Origin of the sequence: Streptomyces sp. SID14436 (assembly GCF_010548465.1) — a bacterium.
In the GTDB taxonomy this organism is placed as follows: domain Bacteria; phylum Actinomycetota; class Actinomycetes; order Streptomycetales; family Streptomycetaceae; genus Streptomyces.
On the sequence record NZ_JAAGMD010000712.1, the window covers coordinates 1 to 2,483 of the forward strand.

General features: G+C 70.9%; 2 protein-coding genes and 1 pseudogene. 2 read left to right on the top strand and 1 reads right to left on the bottom strand.

The genetic code is table 11. The features are described 5' to 3' along the window. Nucleotides 1-294 (top strand): ACT domain-containing protein (locus tag G3I53_RS25800; RefSeq protein WP_164332726.1); only part of this gene is annotated, 294 nt, incomplete at its 5' end. Nucleotides 295-513: 219 nt separating this feature from the next. Continuing rightward, on the top strand, nt 514-2,064 hold the full coding sequence (ffh, locus tag G3I53_RS25805; protein WP_164332725.1) for a signal recognition particle protein: 1,551 nt from the start codon (nt 514-516) through the stop codon (nt 2,062-2,064). Nucleotides 2,065-2,148: 84 nt separating this feature from the next. Here ffh and G3I53_RS25810 read toward each other — a convergent pair. After that, a pseudogene (locus tag G3I53_RS25810) lies at nt 2,149-2,483 on the bottom strand (SAM-dependent methyltransferase); the annotation flags it as partial.

Consider the following 2,483-nt stretch of genomic DNA (forward strand, 5'->3'; position numbering starts at 1 on the left):
GCCCACCCGCGCCGCCGGGGCGCGGCGGCCCCGCCGCCCCGGGTGAGCGTCGACCCGGCCGCCTCCCGGCACGCGACGGTGATCGAGGTCCGGGCCCAGGACGCACCGGGGCTGCTGTTCCGCATCGGGCGGGCCCTGGAGGACGCCGGAGTGCGGGTGCGCAGCGCCCACGTCTCCACGCTCGGCGCGAACGCCGTGGACGCCTTCTACGTCACCGGCCTGGACGGCACACGCCTCCCCGCCGAGGAGGCGGAGGCGGTGGCGGGGAAACTGGAGGAAACGTTGGAGGCGTGACCCCGTGGACGCTCCGTGCGTCGATGGGGCGTGCTCCCCGCCGAAGCGGGGATGGTCCGATCGTGCACGACGAGCTCATCACGATCCTCGGTTGCTCCCCGCTGACGCGGGGTCCGCCCCTGTCCACTCGCTGCAATGGGCGGGGGCGATCTACTTGCCGGGCCGGATACTCTGGAGGGCAGCCCAGTTCCGCCCCCGACTTCGAGGACCGACGCCACCGTGTTCGATACCCTCTCCGACCGCCTCAGCGCGACTTTCAAAAACCTCCGCGGCAAAGGCAGGTTGTCCGAGGCCGACATCGACGCCACGGCGCGCGAGATCCGTATCGCGCTCCTCGAGGCTGACGTGGCCCTGCCGGTCGTCCGATCGTTCATCAAGAACGTCAAGGACAGGGCCTTGGGCGCCGAGGTCTCCAAAGCACTGAACCCGGCGCAACAGGTTCTCAAGATCGTCAATGACGAACTTGTTCACGTGCTCGGCGGCGAGACCCGTCGCCTCCGCTTCGCCAAGCAGCCGCCCACCGTGATCATGCTGGCGGGTCTGCAGGGTGCGGGCAAGACCACCCTCGCGGGCAAGCTGGGCAAGTGGCTCAAGGACCAGGGGCACTCCCCGGTCCTGGTCGCGGCCGACCTCCAGCGCCCCAACGCGGTCAACCAGCTGAGCGTGGTCGCCGAGCGCGCCGGCGTGGCCGTCTACGCGCCGGAGCCGGGCAACGGCGTGGGCGACCCCGTGAAGGTGGCCAAGGACTCCATCGAGTTCGCGCGGACCAAGGTCCACGACATCGTCGTCGTCGACACCGCCGGCCGCCTGGGCATCGACCAGGAGATGATGCAGCAGGCCGCGGACATCCGCGACGCGGTCTCGCCCGACGAGATCCTCTTCGTCGTCGACGCGATGATCGGCCAGGACGCCGTCAACACCGCCGAGGCGTTCCGCGACGGCGTCGGCTTCGACGGCGTGGTGCTGTCCAAGCTGGACGGTGACGCGCGCGGTGGTGCGGCCCTGTCGATCCGCCAGGTCACCGGCAAGCCGATCATGTTCGCCTCCAACGGCGAGAAGCTGGACGACTTCGACGCCTTCCACCCGGACCGGATGGCCTCCCGCATCCTCGACATGGGTGACCTGCTCACCCTGATCGAGCAGGCGGAGAAGACGTTCAGCCAGGAAGAGGCCGAGAAGATGGCCTCCAAGCTGGCGTCCAAGAAGGGCCAGGACTTCACCCTGGACGACTTCCTGGCCCAGATGGAGCAGGTCCGCAAGATGGGCTCGATCTCCAAGCTGCTCGGCATGCTGCCGGGCATGGGCCAGATGAAGGACCAGCTCAACAACCTCGACGAGCGCGACGTCGACCGCACCGCCGCCATCATCAAGTCGATGACCCCGGCCGAGCGCCAGGAGCCGACGATCATCAACGGCTCGCGCCGCGCCCGGATCGCCAAGGGCTCCGGTGTCGAGGTCAGCGCGGTGAAGAACCTGGTCGAGCGGTTCTTCGAGGCCCGCAAGATGATGTCCCGCATGGCTCAGGGCGGTGGCATGCCCGGGATGCCGGGGATGCCGGGCATGGGCGGGGGCCCCGGCCGGCAGAAGAAGAAGCAGAAGCAGGCGAAGGGCAAGCAGCGCTCCGGCAACCCGATGAAGCGCAAGCAGCAGGAGCAGGAGGCGGCCGCGCGCCGCGCCGCCGCGGCCGAGGGCGGCCAGGCCTTCGGGCTGCCGCAGCAGGGCGGCAAGGACTTCGAGCTGCCCGAGGAGTTCAAGAAGTTCATGGGCTGAACGGGCGTACGGGCCGCCCTGGCCCGCGCCGCGGTACGTCCGCCGAGGGCGCCCCTCCCACGGGAGGCGGCGCCCTTCCCGCGTTCAGGGGACGCGGGCGATCAGGTACCGGAAGACGTTCGGCATCCACACGGTGCCGTCCGGGCGCTGGTACGGGTGCAGCGCCTCGGCCAGTTCCTTGCTGACCTGCACCTGGTCCGTGGCCTCGATCGCCGGGTCGAACAGGCCGGTCGACAGCAGGCCCCGCAGGGCGCTGTCCGGGTCGGCGTAGCCGAACGGGCAGGCCACCCGCCCGGAGCCGTCGGGCCCCAGCCCCGCCCGGGCGGCGACCTCCTCCAGGTCGTCGCGGTGGGTGGGGCGCCAGGTGCCGGTGCCGCACAGCGGCTGGGCCGCCCCGGTGGCGGCGCGGAGCACGGACA